This window comes from Photorhabdus luminescens subsp. luminescens, from assembly GCF_001083805.1.
Taxonomy (GTDB): Bacteria; Pseudomonadota; Gammaproteobacteria; order Enterobacterales; family Enterobacteriaceae; genus Photorhabdus; species Photorhabdus luminescens.
The window spans coordinates 253,555-267,792 of record NZ_JXSK01000008.1 but is presented as its reverse complement, the minus strand read 5'-3'; the positions used below and the strand labels follow the sequence as shown (position 1 = coordinate 267,792).

At 39.0% G+C, this 14,238-nt stretch carries 11 protein-coding genes and 1 pseudogene; 10 read left to right on the top strand and 2 right to left on the bottom strand.

Going from position 1 to position 14,238, the window contains the following annotated elements; all coding sequences use genetic code 11:
- The first annotated feature begins 45 nt into the window (after nt 1–45).
- The 9 genes from astB to TI10_RS26190 all read left to right on the top strand — a co-directional run bounded on the left by astB (nt 46) and on the right by TI10_RS26190 (nt 11,084).
- Entirely contained in the window at nt 46–1,389 is a 1,344-nt protein-coding gene (astB, locus tag TI10_RS18165; protein WP_049584783.1) for an N-succinylarginine dihydrolase, read from the top strand.
- Between the two features lie 12 nt (nt 1,390–1,401).
- A complete protein-coding gene (astE, locus tag TI10_RS18160) occupies nt 1,402–2,388 on the top strand; it encodes a succinylglutamate desuccinylase (RefSeq protein ID WP_049584782.1) in 987 nt (328 codons plus the stop codon).
- Nucleotides 2,389–2,486: 98 nt separating this feature from the next.
- Entirely contained in the window at nt 2,487–3,941 is a 1,455-nt protein-coding gene (locus TI10_RS18155; RefSeq protein WP_049584781.1) for an amino acid permease, read from the top strand.
- Between the two features lie 897 nt (nt 3,942–4,838).
- A complete protein-coding gene (locus tag TI10_RS18150; protein WP_049584780.1) occupies nt 4,839–5,723 on the top strand; it encodes an LPD16 domain-containing protein in 885 nt (294 codons plus the stop codon).
- Between the two features lie 12 nt (nt 5,724–5,735).
- The gene (locus TI10_RS18145) at nt 5,736–6,890 is read left to right on the top strand and encodes a cysteine desulfurase family protein (RefSeq protein WP_049584779.1); all 1,155 of its coding nucleotides are present in this window, start codon (nt 5,736–5,738) and stop codon (nt 6,888–6,890) included.
- 11 nt (nt 6,891–6,901) lie between these two features.
- The gene (locus TI10_RS18140; RefSeq protein ID WP_049584778.1) at nt 6,902–7,726 is read left to right on the top strand and encodes a class I SAM-dependent methyltransferase; all 825 of its coding nucleotides are present in this window, start codon (nt 6,902–6,904) and stop codon (nt 7,724–7,726) included.
- A 653-nt stretch (nt 7,727–8,379) separates the two neighbouring features.
- Nucleotides 8,380–9,012, top strand: a complete 633-nt coding sequence (locus tag TI10_RS18135) for a hypothetical protein (protein ID WP_049584777.1) — start codon at nt 8,380–8,382, stop codon at nt 9,010–9,012.
- Nucleotides 9,013–9,403: 391 nt separating this feature from the next.
- Nucleotides 9,404–10,033, top strand: coding sequence for a hypothetical protein (locus tag TI10_RS18130; RefSeq protein ID WP_049584776.1), 630 nt, complete (start codon nt 9,404–9,406; stop codon nt 10,031–10,033).
- A gap of 763 nt (nt 10,034–10,796) precedes the next feature.
- Nucleotides 10,797–11,084 carry a hypothetical protein gene (locus TI10_RS26190; RefSeq protein ID WP_244161650.1) on the top strand — a complete coding sequence of 96 codons (288 nt, stop codon included), beginning with the start codon at nt 10,797–10,799 and terminating at the stop codon, nt 11,082–11,084.
- A 303-nt stretch (nt 11,085–11,387) separates the two neighbouring features.
- Here the strand turns inward: TI10_RS26190 and TI10_RS18120 are convergent, their stop codons facing one another.
- The gene (locus TI10_RS18120; RefSeq protein ID WP_049584775.1) at nt 11,388–11,792 is read right to left on the bottom strand and encodes a hypothetical protein; all 405 of its coding nucleotides are present in this window, start codon (nt 11,790–11,792) and stop codon (nt 11,388–11,390) included.
- Nucleotides 11,793–11,924: 132 nt separating this feature from the next.
- Nucleotides 11,925–12,917, bottom strand: a pseudogene (locus TI10_RS18115) (IS630 family transposase).
- Nucleotides 12,918–13,140: 223 nt separating this feature from the next.
- On the opposite strand from TI10_RS18115, the gene TI10_RS18105 reads away from it, so the two are divergent.
- Nucleotides 13,141–14,205: a hypothetical protein gene (locus TI10_RS18105; RefSeq protein ID WP_049584774.1), complete on the top strand. Its 1,065-nt coding sequence runs from the start codon at nt 13,141–13,143 to the stop codon at nt 14,203–14,205.
- The last annotated feature ends 33 nt before the right edge of the window (nt 14,206–14,238 follow it).

The following is a 14,238-nucleotide window of genomic DNA, read 5'->3' as shown; positions in this document are numbered from 1 at the left end:
TTAGCGGGATAGGTTTCAATTTATACAATTTTTTCAGAGGGATTTATGGCTGGTTTTGAAGCGAATTTTGATGGGTTGGTCGGTTTGACCCATCATTACGCGGGGCTTTCAGTGGGTAATAAGGCTTCCATTAATAATAAGGACAGCGTATCTAACCCGCGTAAAGCTGCGCTGCAAGGTGTGATGAAAATGAAAGCGCTGGCTGATGCGGGGTTTATTCAGGGAGTGCTTCCTCCGCAACAACGCCCTAATATCCCTGCCTTACGTAATTTAGGTTTTGTCGGCAGTGATGAGCAGATACTGCATAAAGCAGCCAAATATTCTCCAGTGTTATTATCAAAACTGAGTTCGGCTTCATCCATGTGGACAGCAAATGCGGCAACCGTGTCGCCTTCGGCGGATAGCGCTGATCAGCGAGTTCATTTCACGGTAGCAAATTTAAATAACAAATTGCACCGTTCGCTGGAAGTAGAAACTACGGCTGCCGCGTTACAAGCCACTTTTGCTGATCAAAACTATTTTGTCCATCATCAGGTTCTTCCACAACATGAAGATTTTGGTGATGAAGGGGCGGCAAACCATAATCGCCTTAGCGGTGATTATGATAAGCCCGGCGTACAGGTGTTTGTCTACGGCCGTAGCGCGTTTCGCGGCGGCCCGGCGCCTAAACGTTATCCTGCGCGGCAAACATTGGAGGCCAGTGAAGCGATTGCGCGGTTGCATCAGCTTAATCCGGCACAAACTGTTTTTGTCCAGCAAAACCCGATTGCCATTGACAGTGGTGTTTTTCATAACGATGTGATTGCGGTCAGCAACCGAAATGTCCTTTTTCACCATCAGTATGCTTATCTTAATCAGTCACAAGCTCTGACTGAAATTAAACAGAAAATGGCGATGTTGGGACAGGATTTTGTCACGATTGAGGTGCCTGCTGAGCAGATCAGCATTAAAGATACGGTTGATTCTTATCTCTTTAATAGTCAGTTACTGAGTAAAACCGATGGAAAAATGATGATTGTGGTTCCTCAGGAGTGCCGTCAAAACGCTGCTGTTTGGACCTATTTACAGGCGCTGATTGCACAAACCTCTTCACCGATTAATGAAGTCCGAGTTTTTGATCTGCGGGAAAGTATGCGCAATGGCGGCGGCCCGGCCTGTTTGCGCTTGAGGGTGGTACTAAATGATGCTGAATTTCGTGCTGTCAATCCTGCAACATTGCTGAATACGCAACTTTACGAACGCCTGACTCAGTGGATAGAGTGCCATTATCGTGACGAATTATGTGCCAGTGATCTGGCTGATCCTCAATTACTTCGTGAAGTTTATACCGCTCTGGACGAACTCACGCAGATTCTGAATTTAGGATCAATCTATGAATTTCAGCGCTAAATTGGAGCAGATATGGATCTGTTAACGTTATTGCTTGAAAAAAAACTTGCCGACCACCTGACATTTCCAGAAACAATGAATGCGCATTGGTTGGCGGAAGGTGTATTGCAACTGATTCCCCATGAAGGAGAAAATCGGTCTTTGGTGATTTCTGCCGGTATTCACGGTAATGAAACTGCGCCCATTGAAATATTGATTCAATTACTCGCACAGTTGGCGGATGGCACATTAACACTAAAAAATAACTTGTTGATCATCTTCGGTAATTTACCCGCGATGCGGGCGAATCGACGTTATTTACATCATGATTTGAATCGCATGTTTGGTGGCCGTTATCTGAATTTTCCGTTGGGAAATGAGCGATCACGGGCGGCTGAACTTGAAGATGTTGTGAGTCGTTTTTTTGCTGAACCTTCGGTATCGTTGACAAATATTCGCTGGCATATTGATCTGCATACCGCTATACGCGCTTCTCACCATGAGCAATTTGCGTTATTGCCTGCTCAGAATCGCCCTTTTTCTACGGAATTTATGCAATGGTTGCATGACAGCGATATTGATGCGCTTGTTTACCATCGAGAGAAAGCCGGGACTTTCAGCCATTTTCTGAGTGAAAAATTTGGGGCGGATAGCTGTACGATGGAGATGGGTAAAGCTATGCCTTTTGGAAAAAATGATTTAACCAGATTTCAAAAAATTACGGATGCTCTTTATGGTTTAATGTCTTTATCGCCAATAACAGCACGTATTAAATCTGAACTGAAACATTACCAGGTAATTAATTCCATTATTAAGAGTCACGACAGTTTTCAACTTCATATACCCGCAGATACCTTGAACTTTACTGAATTGCCAGAAGGATTTGAAATTGCCAGCCAACATAATTGTCATTGGAAAATTAAATTTCCGGCGAAATTTATTTTATTTCCTAATGCTGAGGTGGCTAATGGATTACGAGCAGGATTGTTACTTGCTTTAAATGAAAAAATAATTAAATAAATAAAACATTGTTCCATTTTTTTCCTGAAGCCGTGGTAACTTCTTCTTAGGAAAGATTTAGCAGTCAACTGCTTATTTAATGACGGAAGGGTATTATCATGATAAAAAATAATAAAACTCAACAAAACCTTTCGGCAGAGAAATTTGCTGATACACAAACGCTTCATCGAGGGCTAAGTGCGCGTCATATTCAATTGATTTCCATTGGCGGCGCTATTGGCACCGGTTTATTTATGGGATCAGGAAAAACTATTGCTGTCTCTGGTACATCTATCATTATTACCTATGCGATTGTTGGTTTTTTTGTCTATATGGTGATGCGGGCAATGGGCGAATTGCTCCTGACTAAACTGAATTATCGCTCTTTTGCTGATTTTGTATCGGATTATTTAGGCACAAAAGCCAGCTTTTTTCTCGGCTGGACTTATTGGATGAGTTGGATTGTCTCTTGTATTGCTGATGTTGTGGTGTGCGGCGGATATATTCAATATTGGTTTCCCGGCGTCTCTCTTTGGGTGCCGGCATTTTTAACGCTAGGTTTACTTGGTACTTGTAATCTGCTTTCTGTCCGCTTATTTGGCGAAGCTGAATTCTGGTTCGCCATGATTAAAGTTATTGCGATTTTAGCGTTGATTATTATTGGCGTTGGTATGGTGATGGTAGGTTGGCAATCACCGGATGGTATGATCGCTTCTGTGAATAATTTAACTGATCCATCTGTATTTCTGCCAAATGGTATTTTTGGTTTTTTTGCCGGTTTTCAAATAGCGATTTTTTCTTTTACTGGTGTTGAACTCGTTGGCACGATGACGGCAGAAACAAAAGATCCGGAAAAGATATTGCCGAAAGCAATTAATTATATCCCGGTGAGAATTATGATTTTCTATATCTTTTCCATGTTGAGCATTATTGCTGTCACTTCCTGGGGGCGGATCTCATCTGAAACCAGCCCTTTTGTGACGCTATTTGCCTTGGCGGGTTTACCTGCCGCTGCCGCAGTGGTTAATTTTGTTGCATTAACATCGGCAATGTCTTCTGCTAATAGTGGATTATATGCTTGTACACGTATGCTTTATGGCTTATCAACGGAAAAGAATGCACACCGGAAATTTAAAATTCTTTCCCGCAATACCGCAATTCCTGTACATAGTCTGATATTTTCTTGTTTCTGTATGGTGGTTGGTACATCACTTTTATTTATCGTACCGAATGTCATGCAGCTATTTACTATTGTATCCACCGTTGCTTCGATTATGGTGATTTATAGCTGGTGTGTGATTTTGATTGCCTATTTGGTTTATCGTAAGAATTACCCTGATGTGCATAAACGTTCAATATTTAAGATGCCTTTGGGGGTGTTAATGACTTGGGTAACCTTGATTTTTTTCATCTTTACCATAGTGGTAATGGTTTTTGACCCGGATACACTGGCCGCACTCTGTGGCACGCCTTTATGGTTTATTATGTTAAGTATTTTATGGCGCGTAAAAAAGAAAAATGAGATGCAGGAAGAACAAGGTTATCAGATAGCGAAAGAGAATTTTCGCTCATAGCCAGTTAATTGAGGAATAATAAATTTGAAGCAGATAGAAAAATGGCTTCAAAGGAGGTTGCCTTTGCAGATATTTCAACCAAGGTTGCGTTATTTCTTCTGATTTCCCCCCGCCCCGGTTGAGCATTTGTTAAGCCGAATGGTCTGCACATACAAAATGTTTAGCCCTTTCGTTACCAAACAGGCTTTCATGTTACGTGATTATTAGTCGAATCCAGCATCGGGATTATAACTTCGGTACTTTTAATAAATTTAAATTAAATTTATTGATGATTTACTTTATTTATCATCAAATTTTTTAATTTATTTTGAGTTATTCACCGATAATGTTCGTTCGATAATCTGGACGTCTGTCATAAAAAAACGTCACGTTAAATTGGCTAAATAATGTCAATATTTAGCGTAAGGCAACCACATGATATGGCTTAAATATGAGCGCAACAATATATTTATAAAATGTAATTATGGGAATGTAATGTCCCGTTATTATTGATTTTTCGTGGAGGTGTAGACGTGTGACTGAAATAGAATAGGTGGAAATCATGATATCGTCAGCGTTGATATTTGGATATTCAATGACCGTTTTAGTCGATGCCTTTGGTCTCTCTGCCGCAAGGATATATACAACATCAATCTTGGCTATTAGTGTATATTAAATAGTACAGGATATAGATTTATAATTAATATTATTAATTGTTGTATGATGGATTATATGTAAATATATTATCTATTATCAATTGTCAGTAGATAATTGATAACTGTTATGAGGGAGGAGGATGTTCATAGTGAGTGAAATTCAGCGATCCACCAGGAAAGTTGAAATGGGTTATACGGTTTCCATAACTATAATACAGCCTTTAAATTTCTAATAAAATCAATAATATAAATATAGGCGCATATGCAGCAAATTAATATCTCAAACAGCCACCGTCTGGTTCAATCCGAGGCTGAGCTACTCGACCTTATTCTCACCGAAGTCACTAATGTTCCACATCCGGATCTCGTCATTATGGCAGGGCATTTCATGCTTTTCCTTGACGAAGACCGAGGATGCCTTGTACCGGGGGTTATTGAAGAAAATAGCTCGCCCATGCGAGAAAAAATTGAGCGACGCGTAGGGATCTTTCCTGGATACACCTGGGAACTTGGCGTTCGAATCGCAGAGCAGCTTGAACACCAATGCGAAGCGATTAAATTCCTGCTGCTTATCAACGATTGGCAATATGTTTCGCGTGACAGCGGGCCTGCATCCGAACTAAGACGTGTCTTCTACGAACAATTCTCTACGCTTCCAGCTTCATACCAATCGGTCTTAGAGCGTAGCGGGCAATTTTCTGAGCGTAATATGCTCGCAAGCCGAAAACATCCTATTGCCTATCCGGAGACTTGGCTGAAATACCGGTTCCAGAAAAGCGCCGATAAGTTGGTCAAAGCCGGGCTGTTAAATCGTCGCGTTCTCGATAATGGTCCTGATGCCGGAACCGAAATTTCCCTTGTGGACGAAAACGGCGACTATCGGCCTCTCATTACCTGCGGCGTTACCGGGTGTGCGGGAGAAATCACTGAGATGATCTCTGAGGTCTACAAAGCAAAACATCGCCTTTTGGTGATCTTTGCCCCCGGCGAATGCTTCCAACCGGTCAAAACAGGGGTAAGTACCGCGCTCTCTCTGTATGGGCTTTCGGGTATGAAGGTGATTGTTGCAGATCCAGGTGGAAGCGGAGAGATGCAGACACAAGAGATCTACTCGAAGCTCGTTAACGTTGCCGTCTTCACTTCCTGATAGGGAGTCGCTATGAATGTCAATGAAAAATCGACTGGCACAATCTATCTGGATCATTGTGCCACGACGCCATGTTTTCCTGAGGTCGTCGATATCATGCGATTCTATATGGAGCATGAATTCGGCAATCCTTCTTCTGCCCATGTAATGGGGCGTCGTGCCCGGCATGCGATTGAGAACGCCACCCAACAAGTTGCGTCTCTCATTGGCGCCCGCCCAGAAGAGATTGTCTTCACATCGGGCGCTACAGAAGCCAACAACATCGCTCTTTTTTCGAGTTTTGCTCACAACGAATGCGCTCCTGCGGGGGCGCTACTTTGCCCCATCGACCATAAATCTGTGTTGCTCGTTGGTAAAGAGCTGGCTCGTCGGGGGCTTGCTGTCGAGTACTTGCCGGTTGACGCCAGTGGTCGGGTACAACCGGAAGATGTCATGGCTAAACTGACCGCCGACACCCGTATCGTCAGTATTGCTCATGTGAATTCCGAGCTAGGCACCGTTCAGCCGGTGGATGAAATCGCCGAGATCACACGACGGTCTGGTGTTTGGCTACATGTGGATGCTGTCCAGTCTATCGGCAAAATTCCCATGAACGTCAAGAAAACGGGAATTGATATGCTTTCGTTTTCTGCCCACAAAATGCGGGGACCGAAAGGAATTGGGGCACTGTTCGTCGATGCGCGTATCGCGGCACGTTTAAGGCCATTCATCTATGGCGGCGGTCAGAATCATTTGCGCAGCGGCACCTTGCCAACGCCGTTGATTGTCGGGTTTGGCCTTGCGTGTCAGATGGTCCAGTCGGCCCTTATGCAACGCCAAGCAAAAGTCACTGCATTGAGAGACTATTTCATTACTCGCCTTCATCAAAGAGTACCGAACGCCGTGTTGAATACCGATCTCTCTTGCAGTTCCCCATACCTTGTGAACGTTCAGTTCGAGGGTATCACTTCGGAGGCGTTAATATCTGGATTGTATCAGGTGGCTATATCGTCAGGTTCAGCCTGCAACTCTGCGGAACTACAGCCTTCGCACGTGCTCACAGGCATTGGCTTGAGCTCAGCTCAGGCCAATGCGTCGGTTCGGTTCTGTTTTGATCCGGATCTCGATAATGCGATACTGGACACCGCAATTGAACACCTCGTCTTCCGATTAAATTCTATTCGCTAGGAGCATTATCCATGACTATACAAACTTCCTCCTCAAGCTCTGGCACTGGTTTTTACGAGCGGGCTTTCGGTAGTTTCTCTGCGGAAGCGGTATCCGAGGTACGCAAAGAAACCTATGGCGAAGATTTGGGCCAGAATAACTGGTCTTCTGCTGATGAATTTAGACAGTTTTCTCAATGGCTTCAATTATCTGACCGTTCTCATGTGCTGGATGTGTGCAGTGGGTCCGGCGGGACGGCCCTGTTTCTGGCAAGGACCTGCGGTTGTAGAGTGACGGGGGTTGATATTCATCCTACTGGCCTCCTTACCGCCCGGCAACTGGCGGTAGATTTCGGACTGGAAGATCGAAGCAATTTCGTTGACAGTGATGTTCGTCAGCCTCTGCCATTTCCTGACGGCACCTTTGACGCGCTATGGTGCATCGACTCTGTAATTCATATTCCGGATCGTTTGGCCTTGCTGAGTGAGTGGCGCCGACTACTGAAGCCAGGCGGACGGTTCTTATATACTGATCCTACTTTAGTAACGGGCATGCTTAGTAAAGAGGAGATAGTGACACGCGGCATGCCAGGTTATTTCCTCTATAGCCCAGTCGGATTGAACGAGCGTTTAATCAGCGAAGCAGGTCTTTGCCTTGAAAAGCAGGTGGACCTTACACAAAGCGTTGTTGAACTTAGTGAGCGCTGGCGTGTCGCGCGTGAGGAGCGTAGGGAACGGCTCACCGCAATAGAGGGTGAAGAGGCATTCGAACGTATGCAGTACTTCTTGACCACCACTCAGTTAGTTTCAATCGAACGCAGATTGTCGCGGGTAGCTTTCGTTGGTTACCGTCCATGATTATTTCCTGTTCGATTGGATAGATTAGGTATCCTATCTCTTTTATCTTCACTATTACCGGGCTGGATGCCCGGTTTAATCGTTCTGATTAGACAACATATTATGCCCGCAGTGAGTGCAGCCAACAAAGAGGCAACTTGAAAGATAACCGGTATATTATAAAGAGAGATAAATAATTATTGGTCTTTATTGTCAATGAAACTTTTATGAGCTTTGGCGATGTCATTATAATAATGAGAAAATATTCTTTAGATTATTATGGTATAAAAATATAATGATTATTTGATTGTATATATAATATTGTAAGAATTCTCAGGTTGTTAATTATATAGATGATTGAAATTGTTCTATTTTTATTCTTTTACTATCTTACTTTTGATGTTTAAATTAAAGTTTTATTAATTATGTCGGAGTTTGTCTTTTTTGATTTAGTAATCTATTTTTATTTAAGTTGGAAAATAACAAGATAAACTTATTAAATCAAATGGTTTATATTGTAATGTTATTTTGTTGCCAAGTTTTTATTGATAGCGACATTGTGAGTTAAGTTATTATTTCTTTAAAAGACTATATATAGGTATATTAATAATAACGATGGAACTTATTATCGTTCCATTGGATACCGAGATCATAATTAAAGCAAGGAGAAAAATATGAACTTAAATAAAAAGGCTTTCCTTATTTCCCCGTTTTTATTAGCTATGAGTAGTTTTAGTATGGCATGTACGACAGATCCACAGATAGAAGGAATAATAACCCAAAATGGGTTAGCTGGTACTAAAGTGATGTCAATGTATAAAAATTGCACACTTACCGTCACGGCAAACACACAGAATAAAGTTACATTAACAAACAGTAAAGCGGCAAAACGTGATAATGTGGCAGAAAAAGCGATGTATTGGTATCGAGGGATGGGATTAAATGAATATATAGCATTTGACGGGAATAAGTATAAAAATATCCCTTGTGTTACACAAGCAAGTTTCTGCGGCATTGCACCTGAATACACTTATTCACAGAGTTACCTGACAAATAGAAATCCAGGGGTTGTTATTGAATTTAGTACGATAGAACCTAGCTGGTTATATAATGATTTTACAACTAAACATCACTGTCAGTATAAAGCTGAGGGCGGAGGAACATATGGGCTTGGCGTAACAGGAACATCGGCAAGTTGTGATGCAGAATATAGGCGAATTGGAATAGGAAATGTATTTAACAGGTGGTTATCAGAAAAGCCGATTAAAATAGATGTCATCATTTCTTATGTATTATTAGCAAAATAGATTTTAGCTTTAAATGATTTTTGTTGAAATATATTGCACCGAATGTTTATAACTTCGGTGCTTTTTTGGTTAAAGCTTATCGCCCTTGCTGGAGGATATAACCGATAGTGCTCGGATAGAAATATATAACTATTTTTTATCTTATGTTGTTACTATATTTTGTTATATATTATAATGGAATATTTTTTAATTTAATTATATTGGAATTTGTTTTTGTTTTTTATAGTTAAATAATCTACCTTATTTGAGACAGATAATAACAATGAAGACCAATATATTGGTTAATTTTCTATATATTGTCTGCAATAGTGTTTTTTAAATCAACATATAATAATGAAGCCTATTTCCATTTAATTAAGTATGAAAAAATAAATAAATCAAGGAGAGAAACGTGAATTTGAATAAAAAGGTTTTCCTTATTTCCCCTTTTTTACTCGCAATGAGTAGTTTTAGTATGGCATGTAAGACAGATCCACAGATAGAAAAAATAATCACTAAAAATGGGCTGAAAGATACCAAAGTAATGTCTATGTATAAAAATTGTACACTTTCAGTCACAGCAAATACACCTAATAAAGTGACATTAGTAAATAAGAAAGCGGCAAATCGCGATAATAATGAAGAAGATGCGATGTACTGGTATAGAGGGATGGGAATAAAGGAATATAAAGCGTTTCACCAGAATAAGTATAAAAGCCTTCCTTGTGTTAAAGGGAAAAATTTTTGTGGAATTGCTCCCCAATCTACCTATTCGCGAGGTTATTTGACAAATGAAAACCCTGGAGTTGTTATTGAGTTTAGTACAATAGAACCGAAATGGTTATATAATGACTTTACAATTAAGCATAAGTGTAAAACTAAAGCTGAGGGGGGAGGAACATACGGTCTTGGCGTGACAGGAACATCAGCGAGTTGTGATGACCAATACAAGAAACTTGGAATAGGGAATGTATTTAATAAGTGGCTAGAAAAACCAGCAAAAATAGATGTTGTAATTTCTTATGTATTATTGGCAAAATAATATTTGATATCTTTTTTAGTCGTGTGATTGTCAGTTTTAAATGATTTTTTTCAAAAAATACAGCACCGAATATTCATGATTTCGGTGCTTTTTATTGGTGATAAATTTAAGTAAATGCTGTATTTTATGTTAATAAATAAAATCGGTAGTATTTTTTGAATCTACATTATGAGGTTATTTAGACTGTTATTGTATAAAAAATTAGTAGTTATTTTTTTATATATAACATTTGAATGCTGATAAATTATTTGTGATTCTGTAATTTGTATTTTTTGATTTAATAATCTATCCTTACTTAAGGAAGGTAATAGTAATCAGTTGAATTAAATGATTTATATTGCAATATTCTATGGTTATTAATTCCTTATTTATGCCTGAGTTGCAATTTAGATTATTATTTATGTCGTAAATTGTATTTCAATTTAATAATAACGAAATTAATTTTTGTTCCATTGAATGCTAAAACTATAAATTAATTAAGGAGAGAAACATGAATTTGAATAAAAAAGTTTTCTTTATTTCGCCATTTTTATTGGCTATTAGCAGTTTCAGCATGACCTGTATGGAAGATCTGGAGGACATTAGAAATCAGGTAAAAACGCGATAACGGTAAATGGATTGGCAAAGACCAAAGTAATGTCTTATATATGAAAATTGTATTCTTAAAGTTACAGTCAACACATCGAATAAACTTACACTAACGAGTAATAAAACTGTAAATAGTGATAATGAGATAGAAGAATCGATGTACTGGTATCGAGGAATGCAGATAAATGAATATCAAGAATTTGATATGAATAGGAATGAAAAAATTTCTTGTGTTCAAGAAAACGTTTTCTGTGGAATTACACCTAAATTCATTTACTCACAAAGTTATCTAACCAATAATAATCCAGGAGTTGTTATTGAATTCAAGACGAAAAGGGCAGGGTGGTTATATGGTGATTTTACAACTGCACATAATTGCCGCCCTAAAGCGGAAGCTGGAACATCATCGTATGGGTTAGGTAGAAGAGGGATATCGGAAAGCTGTGATGTCGAATATAAGTAACGTGGAATAGGGAATATATTTAACGATTGGTTATCAACGAATAAAATACAAGCTCAGGTTGCTTATGTATTATTACCAAAAAGACCACCAAAATAGGCTTTAACATCTAGTAAGACTAGCGAAGAGCTTCAGCTCTTCTGAAAAGGTCTGAGTCCGGGACAATATCGAACTCAGACCATGTTAACTACCGGGTAAACTGTCCAATAATTGGGGTTTACTTCATTGAAATGACCTACTCAATCAATAGATATTAAGTTAATTACAACCTTATTTTGTAGGGGAAATTTAATGGCCATTATATAATCAGAGGAATCTGAAAACAGTTTTAGATATTATGTTACCATCTTTATCTTTAACTTTCTCTTCTTTGAAATACAAAGTCTTATCTCCTCCATCTTTACTCCTTCCTGGCACATTTATTGCGTTTTGATAGTTAAATTCTTTACCTTCATAATATTTAATTTGATCCTGATCTGCTGGGCGATGGTAATCTTGGAAAAGCCAAATAGTATTATCATAACTACTGATTGTTATGCGAATAGCCTTATGCCCTTCGTCTTGATTGCCAATCCATGGGACTCGTATGTAAACCTTAAGTTCTGAGTTTCTTTTCAACGTATAAAGTTTGCCATTTTCTTCACCTTGTATAATATGAATATTGTCTTCAGTTTCATTAATAATATTATTGATAGCAGATAATTTAGCCATTCAAAAAATCCTTTAAAAGTTAATGTTTATATATGCAAATTTCTTGTCATATATTCAGTCTATATTGTAGTTGTCGAAGATAGTTTCTTTAATATCATTCGATGTAAGCTCTTTGATGATAAATATACCCACTTAACTTGAAGATGCAGGATTCAGAACTTGGAAGTTGTCATTAATACGGCACGACAGGTTATCGGCAAGTTCCGGTAATATTTCCGTAAAAAAGCGATGTATTGCCTGTCTGAACAAGGCCGTTGAGGCGAAGTAATGATTGTTTCTGACCTGTTCATTCATCACCTTCCACAGCCTTTCTATCGGGTTCAGATTCGGGCTGTATGGCGGCAAGTAATGAAGGTCAATATTCATTACATAAGCCCAGTCTTTCACCAGCCTGCTCTGGTGGTAACCCGCTCCGTCAAGGATAATATGAACCTTCTGGCTGATCGGATAGGTTTCACGCAGGGCAATGAAAAACTCTGCAATGTGACAACTGTCGATACGGTCATATTCGCGTACCACTGTTTTACTGATATCGGCCAAATTCAGGGCGCCCATCAGGTTCAGACGGGTACGGCTGCCCGTTGTTTTTTCTGCGGTTTTCTGGCCTTTTCGCATCCAGCCCATAAGCGAGCTTCGTCCCCTGCGTGGGATGGACGCCATCAATGAACAGGATGGGCTCATGGTCTCCGGCTTCCTGCTTCAGTTTCCCGTAAGCTTCCATAAAGGCCCGTTGCTGTTCCGCATTGAACTTGTGTAGCACGCTGGTCGGTTTTTTATAACTGAATCCATTGTGGTGCAGCCATTTATTCATACCGGGAATGGTGTAACTGATATTCCACCATTCTTCGACAAGACAGATAACGGCCTGTGTGGTGGACAGAAGATTCGCGGTCAGATAGCGATAAGTGCCTGAGTCTGTGTTTCGCTGAGATAGCTCTGAGAGCCGCCATTTTCGGGCTTCAGCTTGGCTTCATTAAGCCAGTCATTGAGGTTACGTCGGACAGTGTTTTCGTGGATAAGTTGCGAACGGGCGATCATATCAGGAGACCATCCATCAGCAGAGAGTAAAACGCATCGTATGCGATCACAGATATGACGATCCCTGCACGTCCGATGCAGGTTGATGAGTTGTTGCTTTTACTCTTCGCTGAGATAAATAGTCATACCGTTAGGATAATCTGAAAATTTATAGTTTTATATTTAAGTAAATTAATGAAATCATATTGTGATGTAATTTCATTGATTATAATGTGGTTATTGTTTTTAATCATTGACTCATTGCTATACATTTATTACATTCCAAAGATGAAATATATATATTATAACTCACCTAAAAATAGGACCATCTATGGATAATATGTCTGAATTTATTAGCGCTTGTCGTAAGTTCAAGCAAAGCATAATAGTTTTAGAGAAAAATAATTTAAATGTTCGTTATATTGGTGATGATGTTGATCTCTCAAAATTGGTTGATATTACCAGTAATATACAACTTCTTATCAATAAACAGGGGCATGAATTAAATACTTTGCTATCTGACTTTCCAAAGTATATTAACTTTATTTCAGCAGATGTAGATGCTGTTGTGAATAGCATAAAGAATGAAATAAATAAAGCTTCACCTAATATCAGTGAAATCCGGGATTTTATAGTACAGTTAATGGGTTTTCTAGAGTCAAAAGATATATATTTAAAAAAATGTCTGAATGATAAATATAGAGTCCGCGACAAAGCAAAAATAGTAAGGGATGATACTAAAGAATATGTAAAAGATTCACTACGTATTTATAATTCACTTAAGGAAATCTCAAATAGGGAGAATAGAGATAGACTTAGAGAAATCAGAGATTTGATGGCTGAAAAAGACAATCTCTTTATTAAAATATTTAACAAACTCTTGAACAATCAGGAAGAAAAACCTTTCTCTATCGAAGTTGTTATACAGAAAATGAATCTTAATACAAAAAAATTCTCTGAAGAAGAAGCTGACGGATTAGACTCTGGTGTTATTGTCGGTATCATCGGAATTATCTTGACTATAATAGTGCCAATTGTGTATTCTGAAGCTAAAGCATATCTGGTTGCCTTAGAAAAGATTGCTGATAGAGAGAAAGAATTAGTGTACTATAATTCTTCTCTGGTTACTGCCTACAGGGTTAATAATTCCACAAAAGATTTATCTGATGCGTGTGAGGGCATTAATTACAACTATAATACAGTTATTAATAAATTACTGAGTGATAATAACAACCTTGTAACTTCGGTTAATCAAATGAAGATAGATTTTGGTGGAAATGATTGGTCTAACTATGTAAATGTGTATAAATCAAAATTAGATGGTTTTAAAGGGAAATATACGAATTTTTTAGGCATTCTATATCAGATTGTTAATAGTCAGCAAAAGGAAAAGTAGAATTGATTTTGATTATAATCTCGGCCTTGTTTA